12 protein-coding genes and 1 pseudogene are annotated in these 13,706 nt (G+C 35.5%); all 13 read right to left on the reverse strand.

Annotated elements, in window-relative coordinates:
• Nucleotide 1 precedes the first annotated feature (1 nt).
• Entirely contained in the window at nucleotides 2–1,075 is a 1,074-nt protein-coding gene (locus SPB_RS04845; RefSeq protein WP_003105964.1) for a UDP-N-acetylglucosamine--N-acetylmuramyl-(pentapeptide) pyrophosphoryl-undecaprenol N-acetylglucosamine transferase, read from the reverse strand.
• The gene (gene murD, locus SPB_RS04850) at nucleotides 1,075–2,433 is read right to left on the reverse strand and encodes a UDP-N-acetylmuramoyl-L-alanine--D-glutamate ligase (protein ID WP_003103724.1); all 1,359 of its coding nucleotides are present in this window, start codon (nucleotides 2,431–2,433) and stop codon (nucleotides 1,075–1,077) included. The genes SPB_RS04845 and murD overlap by 1 nt, the downstream gene beginning before the upstream one ends.
• 153 nt (nucleotides 2,434–2,586) lie before the next feature.
• The gene (locus SPB_RS04855) at nucleotides 2,587–2,826 is read right to left on the reverse strand and encodes a DUF3165 family protein (RefSeq protein WP_003102438.1); all 240 of its coding nucleotides are present in this window, start codon (nucleotides 2,824–2,826) and stop codon (nucleotides 2,587–2,589) included.
• A 90-nt stretch (nucleotides 2,827–2,916) separates the two neighbouring features.
• Nucleotides 2,917–4,758 carry a translational GTPase TypA gene (gene typA / locus SPB_RS04860; RefSeq protein ID WP_003105330.1) on the reverse strand — a complete coding sequence of 614 codons (1,842 nt, stop codon included), beginning with the start codon at nucleotides 4,756–4,758 and terminating at the stop codon, nucleotides 2,917–2,919.
• 180 nt (nucleotides 4,759–4,938) lie between these two features.
• Entirely contained in the window at nucleotides 4,939–5,328 is a 390-nt protein-coding gene (locus SPB_RS04865) for a rhodanese-like domain-containing protein (RefSeq protein ID WP_003104622.1), read from the reverse strand.
• Nucleotides 5,329–5,337: 9 nt separating this feature from the next.
• A complete protein-coding gene (locus tag SPB_RS04870) occupies nucleotides 5,338–6,309 on the reverse strand; it encodes an ROK family glucokinase (RefSeq protein ID WP_003104491.1) in 972 nt (323 codons plus the stop codon).
• On the reverse strand, nucleotides 6,284–6,517 hold the full coding sequence (locus SPB_RS04875) for a YqgQ family protein (RefSeq protein ID WP_037621165.1): 234 nt from the start codon (nucleotides 6,515–6,517) through the stop codon (nucleotides 6,284–6,286). Before SPB_RS04875 ends, SPB_RS04870 begins: the two co-directional genes overlap by 26 nt.
• Nucleotides 6,518–6,656: 139 nt before the next feature.
• Nucleotides 6,657–7,187 (reverse strand): Dps family protein, encoded by a 531-nt coding sequence (locus SPB_RS04880; RefSeq protein ID WP_003103304.1) that lies wholly within the window; start codon nucleotides 7,185–7,187, stop codon nucleotides 6,657–6,659.
• A 552-nt stretch (nucleotides 7,188–7,739) separates the two neighbouring features.
• On the reverse strand, nucleotides 7,740–9,494 hold the full coding sequence (locus SPB_RS04885; RefSeq protein ID WP_003104916.1) for an ABC transporter ATP-binding protein: 1,755 nt from the start codon (nucleotides 9,492–9,494) through the stop codon (nucleotides 7,740–7,742).
• Nucleotides 9,481–11,229: an ABC transporter ATP-binding protein gene (locus SPB_RS04890; RefSeq protein WP_003103266.1), complete on the reverse strand. Its 1,749-nt coding sequence runs from the start codon at nucleotides 11,227–11,229 to the stop codon at nucleotides 9,481–9,483. The genes SPB_RS04885 and SPB_RS04890 overlap by 14 nt, the downstream gene beginning before the upstream one ends.
• Before the next feature lie 85 nt (nucleotides 11,230–11,314).
• Complete coding sequence (locus SPB_RS04895) at nucleotides 11,315–11,815, reverse strand: VanZ family protein (protein WP_003105334.1); 501 nt, start codon at nucleotides 11,813–11,815, stop codon at nucleotides 11,315–11,317.
• A gap of 2 nt (nucleotides 11,816–11,817) precedes the next feature.
• Complete coding sequence (gene rlmN, locus SPB_RS04900; RefSeq protein ID WP_003104912.1) at nucleotides 11,818–12,903, reverse strand: dual-specificity RNA methyltransferase RlmN; 1,086 nt, start codon at nucleotides 12,901–12,903, stop codon at nucleotides 11,818–11,820.
• 390 nt (nucleotides 12,904–13,293) lie between these two features.
• Nucleotides 13,294–13,695, reverse strand: a pseudogene (locus SPB_RS11490) (YutD family protein); the annotation flags it as partial.
• Nucleotides 13,696–13,706 lie beyond the last annotated feature (11 nt).

Here is a 13,706-nt window from a genome sequence, read left to right on the forward strand (position 1 = left end):
ATCATCCTTTAGTCTGCCAGCCCATATCAGTGATTAATAATTCATAAAAACGGTCTGGAGATTTAATTTCTTTGGCCATTGCCATGGATTGAACATATGAATCTGATTCTTTCACCAATTGATTGATTTCAGACTCTAAAGTTTCGAATGTCAACTGATCTTCTGCTATTTGACGAGCATAATGATGTTTTTCAAAATATGCAGCATTTTCTAATTGATCACCGCGTGAAGCTTCTTTTCCTAGGGGAACAATTACATGCAATTTTTGCATAGCCAATAATTCAAAAAGTGTATTGGAGCCTCCGCGAGTAACGACAACATCAGCCATATCCATCAGTGGTTGATAAAGATCCGTAACATACTCAACGCGGTAGCAATTTTTACCTAAATAATTTAATTCTGAGTGTCCAGTAATATTTATGACGTTGAACTTATCCATCAATTCCGGATGCTTGCTGATAAAGTCATTAAAAACCTTTGCACCAGCTGATCCACCTACAAAAAGCAGTGTTTTAAGGGATTGATCAAAATGACTTTTGATTTCTCTCATTTCAGGAAAATTTTCTTCAATTTTTGGTTTTACTTTAGTAACTGCACCAACGTGCTTCATCTTTGCAAGTGGATGTTCTTGAGCAAAAGTTGTATACATAATTGTCGCAAATTTCAAAGCGATTTTATTTGCTAAGCCCATTGAAAGATCTGACTCGTGGACATAAACAGGAACACCTAGTACTTTAGATGCCACCACAGGCGGTACAGAAACAAAGCCACCTTTAGAAAAGAGAGCTTTAGGGCGTATTTTAGCAATGATGGCTAAGGACTGAAGTAATCCAATACCTACTTTAAAGACATCTAAAAAATTTTGCCATGAAAAATAACGTCTCAATTTACCTGTCATAATACCATGAAAAGCAACATCTAAATTAGACTTTTTGATTTCCTGATATTCAATCCCGTTTTTATCACCAATATAGTGAACTTCCCAACCATCATCGATAAACTTGGGGATTAAAATAAGATTCAAGGTAACATGTCCAACAGTTCCACCACCAGTGAAAAGAATACGTTTTGCCATTAGGCATCTCCTTTAATTTGCTCAAAGGCCTGAATAAATTCATCCCCACGGGTTTCAAAACTCTTATACATATCCCAACTGGCATTGGCAGGACTTAATAGAACAACATCTCCCTGTTTCGCTTCTTTGAAGGCAATAGCTGTCGCCTCAGCCACATCTTTTGCATCAAGATAGCTGACACCCGCTTTTTCAGCGGCCTTTTTCATTTTATCAGCAGACTGACCAAGCAAAATCAGTTTCTTTAAACCAATGATATCTGGGACTAAGTCATCAAATTCATTTCCTCTGTCTAACCCACCGGCAATAAGGATTAAATTGCTATTATCAAAACTTGACAATGCTTTTTGGCAGGCTAAAATATTTGTCGACTTGCTGTCATTATAGAACTTAATCTGATTAACTTGACCAACATATTGAAGACGATGCTTCACACCACCAAAACTAGCTAGTGTTTCCTTGATACTATCATTATCGACATTAGCTAATTTTGCGACAGCGATTGTCGCCAAAGCATTTTCAACATTATGAAGTCCTGGAACGCCAATTTGATCAGCATCCATTATATATTCGCCTTCGAAGTATAGTTTTCCATCAAGACAATATGCACCATCAACTTCTTTTTGGCTAGAAAAATAGAGAATAGTCGCTTTAGTTTTGTTAGCTAAGTCATATGAAATTTCTTGATCACCATTTAAAATGAGAAAATCTTTGTCTGACATATTATTTTGAATGTTCCACTTAGCATTGACATATTCTTCAAAACTGCCGTGGTAATCAATGTGAGTTGGCATTAAATTCGTGATAACCGCAATATGTGGGCGGAACTGGTCAACACCCATTAATTGGAATGAAGACAATTCCATAATGAGTCGATCATTTTCTTTAGCATCGACTGCAACTTCAGAGGCAGGAAAACCGATATTGCCAGAAAGGAGGGCCGATTGCCCAGCATGATTGAGCACATCTGCAATCATCGTTGTTGTAGTTGTTTTACCATTTGAACCAGTAATAGCAAAAATAGGAGCTTCTGAAATAAGATATGCAAGTTCGACTTCGGTTAATACTTGAATGCCTTTATCAAGGGCTTTTTTGACCATCTCATTTGAATAAGGAATCCCTGGATTCTTCACCATTAAAGCAAAATCTTCGTCTAATAATTCTAAGGGATGACTGCCACAAATGACTTTAATCCCTTCTTCAAGCAATACTTGTGCTGAAGGATTTTCCTCAAAGGCTTTTCCATCATTCACTGTAACAATGGCCCCAAGCTTAGACAAAAGTTTTGCAGCAGCTTGACCTGAGCGTGCTAATCCTAAAATTAGAACTTTTTTATTTTGAAAATCAGTAATTTGTTTCATTTTTTAATCCACTCTATCTTTTCATTTCCTTACTATTTTACATTTATTTAATGGCTTTTTCAAGATTTTTAAAGAATCGCTGACGCGTCAAATTATTCCAGTCTCAAATCGGTCTGGAAAAAAAGCCAAACCCTGTGGGTCTGACCTTTTAGATTACTTTTTAGGCATTTTTATAACATCTTTCAATGAAAAATAAGCTAAAACCATCATTGCTAACGCTACAAAAATTTCTGGAGGTGTTTGCATAATTTTAATAATGCTCATACCAGCAAGAACTAGCAAAAGTGCAACAAGTGCAACCATACCAATCATTGAAATGGTATTACGGATACTATCAGGTGCCATAAAAAGATAATAAGAAATGATTAATATTGCAATGATTAAATAAAACAAGATATCTCCCTAACCTTTATCTTTTTAGACGCAAAAAGCATTAAAACATTTCTGCTTTAAAAGCTTTTCATCGACAGCATGATACTAATATTATTCAGCTGATTTTTTCTTTTTGCCTGCTTTATCACGAGCAGCTTTGTTCAAGATTTGTTTACGTAGACGAATTGATTCTGGTGTAACTTCCATGTACTCATCATCAGCTAAGAATTCTAAAGATTCTTCAAGAGTAAGAATACGTGGTGTTTTAATAACAGAAGTTTGGTCTTTATTTGCAGAACGAACGTTAGTCATTTGTTTTGCAGTTGTGATGTTTACACCAAGGTCATTATCTCGAGCGTTTTCACCAACAATCATACCTTCATAAACTTCAGTACCTGGATTTACAAAGATAGTACCACGTTCTTCAATACGCATAATTGAATAAGTAGTTGCTTTACCTTGGTCGATAGACACAAGAGCACCACGGTGGCGTCCACCAATTTCCCCACCAACTACTGGTAAGTATTGATCAAAGGTATGGTTCATGATACCATAACCACGTGTCATTGATAAGAATTCTGTAGAGTATCCAATAAGTCCACGAGCTGGAATCAAGAAAATTAAACGTGTTTGTCCGTTACCAACCATTTGCATATCTAACATATCACCTTTTCGTTCTGAAAGTGATTGGATGATTGCACCTTGGTATTCTTCAGGTGTGTCAATTTGAACACGTTCAAATGGTTCACATTGAACACCATCAACGTTTTTAATGATAACTTCTGGACGTGATACTTGCAATTCATAACCTTCACGACGCATTGTTTCAATTAAGATTGACAAGTGGAGTTCACCACGACCTGAAACTGTCCATTTATCAGGAGAGTCAGTTGGGTCAATACGAAGTGAAACGTCTGTTTGAAGTTCAGCTAACAAACGTTCTTCAATTTTACGAGAAGTAATCCATTTACCTTCGCGACCTGCAAATGGTGAATTATTTACTAAGAACGTCATTTGTAAAGTTGGTTCATCGATACGTAAGATTGGTAATGGTTCAATAGCATTTGTTGGCGTAATTGTTTCACCAACGAAGATATCTTCCATACCAGAAACGGCAATTAAATCACCAGCTTTAGCTTCTTGAATTTCTTTTCTATCAAGACCAAAGAAACCAAAAAGTTTAGTAACACGGAAGTTTTTATTAGTGCCATCTAATTTAGAAAGCGTAACATTATCTCCAACTTTGATTGTTCCACGGAATACACGTCCGATACCAATACGACCAACAAAGTCGTTATAGTCAAGTAATGATACTTGGAATTGTAATGGTTCTTCAGAATTATCAACAGGAGCAGGAATATGCTCAATAATTGTATCAAATACTGGAGCCATTGTATGTTCTTGATCTGTAGGATCATCTGACAATGATGATGTACCATTAATCGCAGAAGCATATACAACTGGGAATTCTAATTGTTCGTCGTCAGCACCAAGTTCGATGAAAAGTTCTAATACTTCATCAACAACTTCTGCTGGACGAGCAGATGGTTTATCAATTTTATTAATAACAACAATCGGAATTAAGTCTTGTTCCAATGCTTTTTTCAACACAAAACGTGTTTGAGGCATCGTTCCTTCATAAGAGTCGACAACTAGGACAACCCCATCAACCATTTTCATGATACGTTCAACTTCTCCACCGAAGTCCGCGTGTCCTGGTGTATCCATGATGTTGATACGTGTATCTTTGTAAGCAACAGCTGTATTTTTAGCAAGGATTGTAATACCGCGTTCTTTTTCGATATCGTTTGAGTCCATTGCACGTTCTTGAAGTTCTTTACGTTCATCAAGAGTGTGTGATTGTTTTAATAGTTCATCAACTAATGTAGTTTTTCCGTGGTCAACGTGGGCAATGATAGCGACGTTACGGATATCTTCTCTGAATTGTGTCATTTTTTCCTCTTGTAGCTTAATTATTTTTTAACTTACCAAGTATAGCACTTTGAATTGAAAAAGTCACGCATCTTTATATGATGATTCTTAAGTAAATGCTTTCAACAATATAATTGATTCTTACATGAAAAAACACCAAAAGCCCCAAAATAGAAAAAAGTTTGATGTGAAATCAAACTTTTACTTGCTTTCTTTTACTTTGCCATCCCAATAATCGATACCATCACGGAGGACATACAGATTATTAAAACCTGCTTTTCTTAGCTTTCTTACAGCACTTGGAACAAGTGTGGAACGAGCAGTTTCATAAATCAGAATTGGTTTATCTTTACGTAAAGCTTTTGTTGCACCATCAAATTGTTGCCCTGGAAAATTGCGTGCCCCGATGATATGTTTTTTTCTAAAGGACACTGGATCACGTAAATCGATAACTTGGCTATAATGCATCATTTCTTTAAATTCATCGTTTCCAATTTGCTTTGCCATTCTCTTAAAAGTAAAGTAATTATAGGCAAAATAGACGGCAATCGCTACGATGATAATCCATAATATTATTGTAAATGTTGACATGAAGTCCTCCTATACAGTTTCAGATGTTCTTGCTAGACTTGCTGCTCCGATAATACCGGCATCATTTCCAAGTTCAGCAATTTTGATTTTTGTTGATTGACGTACTTGTGGGAATGTGAAGGTCATGAAGTATTTTTCAATCCGCGAACGTAAGAATTCACCAGCAGCTGATACACCACCGCCAATTACAACTGAGTCTGGATTTAATATGTTCGACATATTTGCTGAAGCTAATCCTAGGTAGAAAGAAACTTTTTCAACAACTGAGTCAGCGAATGTATCCCCATTTTGTGCCGCTTCAAAGATATCTTTACTTGTAACAGCTTCGCCGTTATCAATTGCTTTTTTAATTTGTGAATCGCCTTCATAGCTTTCGGCAAGCAGTCTAGCCACTTTAACAACACCTGTTGCGGAGGCTACTGTTTCTAGACAGCCATGGCTTCCACAAGTACAAGCAAAACCATTTTCAGTTTCAACAATCATGTGACCAATTTCCCCACCGGCACCGGCAACACCATGAATTAGGTTTCCGTCAGCAATGATTCCACCACCAACACCAGTTCCAAGGGTCATAAAGATAACATCTGGATTGTTTTCACCAGCACCTACCCAACGTTCTCCTAATGCTGCAACATTAGCATCATTGTCTATAGCGATCGGAATGCCAACTTCTGCTTCAATGACTGAGCCCACTTCTTGGGTATCTTTCCAGTTTAAGTTGAAAGCGCCAGTTACAGTATTTTTTTCACGGTCAACGGCACCTGGAGAGCCCATCCCAATTCCAAGAAAATCATCTTTTGTTAAACCATATAAGTCTAAACGGTGTTTTATAGAAGCTACGATATCGGGAACAATATGTTTACCATCTTCTAAAATATTCGTTTCAATTGCCCATTTTTCTTGAACTTGTCCATCTAAAGTAAGAATACCAAATTTTACAGTTGTGCCACCTAAATCAATCCCCAATAATTTTTGAGCCATTATTTTTACCTTCTTTTTCCAATTCTATTCTGTGTTCATGTCTTAAGACTAGCTCAGCCTTAATGTAATCTTCTTTTTCAATCAACCCATTTTCATAGAGTTTTCCTAATTCAATCTTCATCATTTCTATATCATATAATCTCTTGCCAAGATAAATATAAATGCCAAAATTCTTCAACAATTGTTGCACGTCATATAATGTTTTCATACATAATGATTTTAGCAAAAATATCAGAGAATTTCAAGATATTTGTGCAATCGCTTTCTGGTTTTCAGAAAAAGAAAAAGGTTTGATTTTATCAAACCTTTTAATGATCAAAAATAATTTACAATTTAGTACTGACCAGTTATTCTACTTCTGGTTTTGTACCTAATTCTGCATTTAGCATCCATATCATTTTTTCCGTTTCCGCTTTTGCAGAAGTAAAGATATCGTTTGTTGGATCATCTCCTTCTTCTGAAGTGATATCTAAACCAACTTGGTAAAGTTGATCTAAGTAGCTATATACCTCAGTTAATCGTTTTAAATGATCTTTCATTTTTAGATCAAAAGCCCCTCTCGTTTCTTCTAAGTTAGACGCTTGATCAAATTCTTTAAGAGTTGAATATGGTGACCCTCCAATTGTAATTAATCGCTCACTCATTACATCTAAATCGGCATTTAAACTATCCATCAATTCGTCCATTTTAGGATGTAAATTGAAGAAACCAGGTCCACGCATGTACCAATGAGTTTGGTGAATAATTGAGGCCGCCTTTGATAAATCTGCTACTGCTTGATTTAATACTGCTTTTGTCTTTTTGTATTTAGATTTATCAGATTTAGCTACTGATTTTTCGATGGATTCTTGTAATTTTTTTATTTCGTTTTTTGCCATAATAAAATTCTCCTTTTTCTAAATATAAAAGCAATAGAATCATAATAAATTTAAGATTCTACCTAGACTATACATAAATTGTAACGCTATTTGATAGACATTTCAAATTTCTACTATACTTTTTCGAATAGATAGATATGGACATCTTCTTTACTTATGCTTATTTACTATTGTTTTCACTACTACTCAGCTATTTTGACTTAAAAAGTTTTAGCTATCCTTTTTTTCTTTGGTTCTTGGGAACAAGTCTTTTATTACCCTTTTATCGAATCAATAGCTTATTTGTTTTCCTAATAATGATAGCTTTGCTTTGTAATATTATAAATCTTAGTATTGGCGCTGGTGATTTTTTATATCTAGCTACTTTATCATTGGTTTATACTCTAGAAGATATCCTTTGGATTGTTCAGATTGCAAGCCTTCTTGGTCTTTTTATGAGCTTTTCCTGTCAAACCAAACGATTGCCTTTTTTACCTTTTTTAACTATAGGTCTATTTATTATCATGAACCATTAAAAAGACCGAGGTTTCCCTCAGCCTTGTGAACTATTTATTAAAAAACTGGACTTGTTTCCATCATGCCAGCTTGTAATTGATACATCTTGTGGTAAGACCCTTTTTTAGCTAGTAAGTCTTCATGGCTTCCGCTTTCAATTATTTTGCCTTTTTCTAGAACATAGATACAATTAGCATCTTGAATTGTTGATAAGCGATGGGCAATTGCAATCGTTGTTCTACCTTTACGCATTTTTTCTAATGAGTGTTGGACAATTTGTTCTGTCGCAGAATCAATATTTGCTGTAGCTTCATCTAATATCAAAATTTTAGGTTGACTTGCAACCGTTCTAGCAAATGCTAACAGTTGACGTTGACCAGTTGAGAAACTAGATCCACGTTCGGTAACCTTAGCATCATATCCATCAGGTAATTTTTGAATGAACTGATCTGCATCAACAAACTCTGCTGCAGACATAACTTCTTCATCACTTAAATCTTGATACATTTTAATATTGGAAGCAATTGTTCCATGATATAAAAATGGATCTTGTAAGACTAGTCCAATTGCTTGACGCAATGATTTTTGACTGAATTGACGAATATCTTTGCCATCTAACAATACCTGTCCCGTTTGGAACTCATAAAAGCGCATAAAGACATTGATAATTGATGATTTACCAGACCCAGTTGATCCAACAAAAGCAATTGTTTCACCTTTGTTAACTTTGAAAGAGATGTCATCGAGAATCTTATTTTTGCCATCGTATGAAAAGGAGACATTTCTAAATTCGATATTTCCGTCGGTGACTTCAAAGCCATTATCTTCTTGACTTGGTTCATAACCTTTTTCATCAATTAACTTGAATACACGGCCTGCCGATACCATAGAAGTCTGCAGGGTCGAAAAGTTTTGGGTTACTTCAATCAGTGGATCAAAGAGGCGATTAATATATTGAATAAAGGCATACATTAAACCTGCTGTTAAGCCACCTTCTAAGCCATTGAAACCAAAGTAGGCCATTAAGACTGCATAAGCAAGCAACTTGAGCAGGGACATAGCTGGTCTTAAAAAGATACTATCTAAGGCAACTGATTTATTAGCATAAAATACATGTTCTTCATTGATTGCTTCAAATTCAGCTTTAAGACGTTCTTCTTGGCCAAACGCCTGAATGATTCGAATCCCTTCAATACTTTCAGCAAGTTTGGAGTTGATATCACTTAGCAAACTTCTGGTTTTAGCAATTACTTGAACTGATTTTTTACGATAGATATTAACAAGGATGAAAATGAAAGGGAGGAATATTAAGACAATTCCAGTTAACTTAGCATCCAACATTAGCATCGTGTAGAGGGTTACTGTAAAAATGAAAATTGCGGAAATGAAACTTGAAAGAATTCCCGAAAACATGTCACTGATAGCTTCTGTATCATTTGTGATACGAGAGACGATTGAGCCTGAGGGAGTTTTATCAAAATAAGACATTCCTAGTTTTTCCATATTGGCAAAGGCATCGTGACGAATATCTCTGACTATTGAATAGGATACTTTAGCAAAGTATAAATTACCGAAATACTGAATCAAACTTTGTAATACATATAGGGCATAGTATCCAATTAGGATGAAAAAGGCTTTATCATTGATATGTATTAAAAAATGGTCAATGAAGTATGAAGCAACTAAGGGGATTAAACTCTTAATGACTGTTGTTAGTAAAAGTAAGCCCAAAGCTAAGGCTGTTAGTAATTTGTATGGTTTCAAATAGCTTAAGAGGCGTTTGAAAATTTGCCATTGATTACTCTTGTACATTTTCTTCTGCCTCCATTTCCATTTGTTGTGATACGTATGTTTTTGCATACCAACCATCTGCTTTGATTAAATCATCATGTTTTCCACGTTCAATAATATGACCATTTTTCATGACTAAGATGATATCGGCATGAACAACTGCACTTAAGCGGTGAGCTGTAATAATAGTTGTTTTATCTTGTCTTGTTTCTTTTAAGTTTTCAATGATAGCATGTTCTGTCTTAGCATCGACAGCTGACAAGGAATCATCTAATATCAGGATTGGAGGATTAAGAACCATGGCACGACTCATTGCAATCCTTTGTTTTTGACCACCAGAAAGTGACACACCTTTTTCACCAATTAAGGTATCAAAGCCATTTGGCATATCTGTTATATCATCATAAACCTGAGATAAACGAGTTGCTTCTTCAATCTCGTCTCTTGGAATACTTGGGTCTCCAAAACTAACATTTTCTAAAATTGATGTTGCAAAGAGAAACTGGTCTTGAGGGACATAACCAATTAATCCTCTTAAATCTTTCAAACGGTAGTCTTTAATATTATGACCATTGAGTGAAATTGAACCATTTGTGACATCATATTCTCTGAGCAAGAGTTTAATTAAGCTTGTTTTACCAGATCCAGTCTGACCAACTAATCCTAGTGTTTGCCCTTTTTCCAAAGTGAAGTGAATGTCATCTAAAGTTGGTTCGTCTTCATATTGGAAATCATTGATATCGTAAACCAAGGAACCATTTGAGATAGACTCAATCGGATTTGTACTTTCTTGGACATCAGATTCTTCTGCAAGTAATTTGTCAATACGATCATAGGAAACTGAACCACGTTGAATCATATTAAATAAGAAACCAACTGCCATTAAAGGCCAGACTAACATATCCAGGTAAGAAATAAAAGTTACTAGGCTACCAATGGTTACTTGTCCAGCTTTGATCATGTATGCACCAACTAGGAGTGTTAAGACATATGATCCACCAATGAATAATAAAACCAATGGGTCAAACATAACATCATAAGTCATTGTTTTAATATTTTTGCGGAAGGTTGCTTGGTTTATCTCTTGGAATGAGTGCAATTCTTCAGTTTGGTAACCAAATGATTTTGTCACTTTAATGCCTGATACACTTTCTTGGACCTTGTTGTTAAGATCTGAGAAGGCTGCCTGTGATTCACCAAATGCTTTGTGGGTCTTCCGACCAAGTCGACTGGTAGCGTATGCCATTAACGGCAAAGGAAGAACAGCAATCAAGGTCATCTGCCATGAAATTGAGAAAAACATGGTAACTAAGGTGACGATAGCTGTAATCGAAGCATCAACAGCCGACATAACACCTCCACCTGCTAAACGGGTTAGGGAATTAATGTCATTTGTTGCATGGGCCATCAGGTCACCTGTACGGTAATGTTGGTAGAAAGATGGCGACATCTGTGTGAAGTGATCAAATAGTCTAAATCGCATGATTCGACCTAAACGGTAAGAAGTTCCGAAGATACAAATCCGCCAAATATATCTTAAAATATACATAGCTACTGCTGCTAAAACTAGCCAGAGTATTTGCCATAATAATTGATTTTTTGATAAATTGCCACTAGTTATGCCGTCAATGACATGGCCCATAATTTTTGGTGGAATCAGATTGAGTAAAGCAACTAAGCTCAGGGTCAAGATTCCTATCAAGTATGGTTTCTTCTCTTGTTTAAAGAACCACCATAAATTTTTTATAATTGACATAGGTCACCTTTCGTAAGTAAAATTTTCAAATAGTTTAATCATAGAATTTTGCTTAAAAAGTCCTCCCTAGTTAGAGAGAACTTTTTTATCTAACAAATTTCATTTTAACATATCGATAGACAAAATAGGCAATCAATGCACCTAATGCATTTGTCCAAATGTCATCGATTTCAAAAACCCGATTGGCATCGATGGCTAAATCAAGTAGTAATTGAGTCACTTCAATAGTTAAACTGATAAATAGTCCTAGGACAAAACTTTTGCGATACCCATGCCATTTATCTGTCAGGAAATGAAGTAAAAAGACTAAAGGAAAGAGCAAAAGCATATTCATTACATTTTGAAGAGTGAACCAGAATAATTCAAAGAGACTCACAGCTTTGGTCATGCTGACAATTGTATTAAACGGGATCAATAAGAGGCGTAATCTCCCCCACATAATGATATTAGGAGTATGAATGCTATCAAATAATTTTGGTTGGGGTGTAAAACACATGACAGCAATTGCAATTGCATAAGCAGTCAGTGCTAGCCAGATAATCGTTCGATGATGAAGCAGATTTTTGAGATTTTTGGGTAGAGCCATTGTTATTTAGCTGCATCCGCGACAGCTTCTTGTCTGTCTTTCTTCATTGTATTTGAACGCAATTGCCCACAAGCTGCATCAATATCAGTACCATGTTCTTGACGAACAACACAGTTAACCCCAGTTTTCTTAAGGACATCATAAAATGCTGAAACGCGTTCTTTAGGACTTCTACTATATTGATCATGTTCAGATACTGGATTGTAAGGAATGAGATTCACATAGCAAAGTTTACGAATATTTTTTGTTAAATCAGCTAACTCTTTTGCTTGTTCAACACCATCATTAACTTCATTTAACATAATGTACTCAAAAGTTACACGTCGATTTGTTGTTTCAATGTAGTATTCAATCGCAGCAAATAACTTTTCAAGTGGGAATGAACGATTGATTCGCATTATTTGTGAACGTAGGTCATTGTTTGGTGCATGTAAAGAGACAGCTAAGTTAACTTGAACACCTTCATTAGCGAATTCTCTGATTTTATGTGCTAAACCAGAAGTTGATACAGTAATATGACGTGCACCAATAGCTAAACCATTATCATCATTGATTGTACGAAGGAATTTCATAACATTTGTATAGTTATCAAATGGTTCACCAATTCCCATAACAACGACGTGACTAACACGTTCGTCCTTACCACGCTCGTCAAAGTATTTTTGGACTAACATAATTTGGGCAGTAATTTCTCCACTATTTAAGTCGCGTTGTTTTTTGATTAAACCGCTGGCGCAAAATGTACACCCAATATTACAGCCAACTTGTGTTGTCACACAAACCGAATGACCATAGTGCTGACGCATCAATACTGTTTCAATCAGCATACCGTCTGGCAGCTCAAATAAATATTTGACAGTACCATCTGCCGATTCTTGAACAATACGTTGTTTCAAAGGATTGACACAGAAGTTGTCATTCAAAAGAGCAATGAAGTCCTTTGAAATATTTGTCATTTCTTCGAAGCTGTCTACACGTTTTTTATATAGCCAGTCCCAAATTTGTGTTGCTCTAAATTTCTTTTGGCCATTTTCAATTGCCCAAGCAATCAGTTCATCACGTGTTAAGCTGTAAATTGATGGTTTCATGGATTAATTATCCTTCTTTCTGATTATAAAATGACCTGTTTTATCATTTGATTCTTTTGGTATGTTTGAACGTTCAGATAAACGATTACGACCTGGATTTTTCTCTTGTCGTTTTTTCCGAGAAAACACTTGTTTATCTTTTGCTCTGTTTTCGTTTTTTGGATTATTTGCTTTATTTGCTGACTTTTGTTTTGGTGATTCTGGTTTTCTGGTTTCATCAACTTTAGACTCAGTTTTTCTAGAATTTGACCGTCTAGAATTAGGTTTTCTAGAATCTGATTTGCGACTATCAGATTTTTTCGACTCAGCTTTAACTGCATTTGGTTTTCTTGAGTCATTTGTTCGTGAATCGGTACCTTTTGTATCGTTTGAATTTGTGCGAGACTTGTTTGATCGATTAGAACGTTTACGACGCGGAGCTCTCTCTTCTTCAAATTTTATTTCTTGAGGTGCTGGATTTTCTAAGACAAAATAAGCACAACCAAAATTACAAAATTCTTTGATATAGTCATCTAAACGTGAGATACGACTTGATTTTCTAATGTCGTTTTCGTCCTTGTAAAAACCCCTTAATCGAAGTTGTTCATTGCCCCAATCACCAACAATATAATCGTATTTTAATAAGATTTCTGTAAAGCGTTGACCAAAATTAGTTGTATTAAAAGCATCTTTGACATTTTCTAAGATGATAAATTCAATAGCATCACTTTTAACATGGTTGTCAAAATGAATGAACTCAGGACCAGGGAATTTATTATAGTTGTACATCTCTGGTAAAATTTCTTTTTTCATTGGTCTCCTTT

This window comes from Streptococcus parauberis NCFD 2020 (assembly GCF_000187935.1).
GTDB classification, from domain to species: Bacteria; Bacillota; Bacilli; order Lactobacillales; family Streptococcaceae; genus Streptococcus; species Streptococcus parauberis.

Excerpts from the sequence above, each read along its gene's own strand:
- rlmN (WP_003104912.1), bottom strand. The coding sequence starts at position 12,903 with ATGAAACCATCAATTTACAGCTTAACACGTGATGAACTGATTGCTTGG.
- SPB_RS04880 (WP_003103304.1), bottom strand. The coding sequence starts at position 7,187 with ATGGCAAAAAACGAAATAAAAAAATTACAAGAATCCATCGAAAAATCA.
- SPB_RS04845 (WP_003105964.1), bottom strand. The coding sequence starts at position 1,075 with ATGGCAAAACGTATTCTTTTCACTGGTGGTGGAACTGTTGGACATGTT.
- SPB_RS04890 (WP_003103266.1), bottom strand. The coding sequence starts at position 11,229 with ATGTCAATTATAAAAAATTTATGGTGGTTCTTTAAACAAGAGAAGAAA.
- SPB_RS04875 (WP_037621165.1), bottom strand. The coding sequence starts at position 6,517 with ATGAAAACATTATATGACGTGCAACAATTGTTGAAGAATTTTGGCATT.
- SPB_RS04865 (WP_003104622.1), bottom strand. The coding sequence starts at position 5,328 with ATGTCAACATTTACAATAATATTATGGATTATCATCGTAGCGATTGCC.
- SPB_RS04895 (WP_003105334.1), bottom strand. The coding sequence starts at position 11,815 with ATGGCTCTACCCAAAAATCTCAAAAATCTGCTTCATCATCGAACGATT.
- murD (WP_003103724.1), bottom strand. The coding sequence starts at position 2,433 with ATGAAACAAATTACTGATTTTCAAAATAAAAAAGTTCTAATTTTAGGA.
- SPB_RS04870 (WP_003104491.1), bottom strand. The coding sequence starts at position 6,309 with ATGGCTCAAAAATTATTGGGGATTGATTTAGGTGGCACAACTGTAAAA.
- SPB_RS04885 (WP_003104916.1), bottom strand. The coding sequence starts at position 9,494 with ATGTACAAGAGTAATCAATGGCAAATTTTCAAACGCCTCTTAAGCTAT.
- typA (WP_003105330.1), bottom strand. The coding sequence starts at position 4,758 with ATGACACAATTCAGAGAAGATATCCGTAACGTCGCTATCATTGCCCAC.